Below are 648 nucleotides of genomic sequence, written 5' to 3'. Positions count from 1 at the left end.
GGGCGCCGGCGCGCATGTCGGTGGGGGCGGCGGTGCTGATCACGGGGCTGGGTGCGGTGGCGGACCGTATCGCCGGGCGGCGCGGATTCTGGCTTGAGAACGCGCACATGCCGTCCTTCGGCGCGCACGAGCACCACAGCCGCGCCCGCGCGCAGGCCAGGGAGGCGGTGGAGGAGGCAGGGCTGGCCCGTTTCGCCCTGGATGAGATCCCTTTCGCCCGGGCGCACCCGGGGTGTGCGCGGCCCAACGCCCTGCAGGCGTCGGTCATGCAAGACCTGCCGCCCCTGGCAGCCGCGCAGGGGGCGGGCATCATGGTGGTCACCGATGCCACCGGGGCGGGCAAGAGCGTGGCGGCGCTGGAGGCGGCGCGTGTCTTCACCGCGCACTGCGGCACGCAGGGGCTGTTGTGGCTGCTGCCGACCACCGCGACCGCGGACGCGGCGTACGAGATGCTGGACGGCTACGTGCGCGCCCACCGGCCCGAGCGGGCGCCGGTGACCCTGGTGCACAGCCACAGCTGGCTGAACGCCGCCTACACCGACCCCTCCCTCACCCCCCGCAGCCATGAGCCCGCGGCGGACGGGGAGCGGCAGCGGGACGGCCGGCCGGAAACCAGCCCGGACTACGGAGAAGAAGACGGGGGCGGGG

1 pseudogene is annotated in these 648 nt (G+C 75.2%); it reads left to right on the top strand.

What is annotated here, in order from left to right:
• A pseudogene (locus tag K6I34_RS37790) lies at nt 1-648 on the top strand (CRISPR-associated helicase/endonuclease Cas3); the annotation flags it as partial.

Source organism: Streptomyces sp. UNOC14_S4, from assembly GCF_020740835.1.
Classification (GTDB): Bacteria; Actinomycetota; Actinomycetes; order Streptomycetales; family Streptomycetaceae; genus Streptomyces.
Note: the sequence above shows the minus strand (reverse complement) of the source record. Positions and strands in the feature narration are given on the sequence as shown.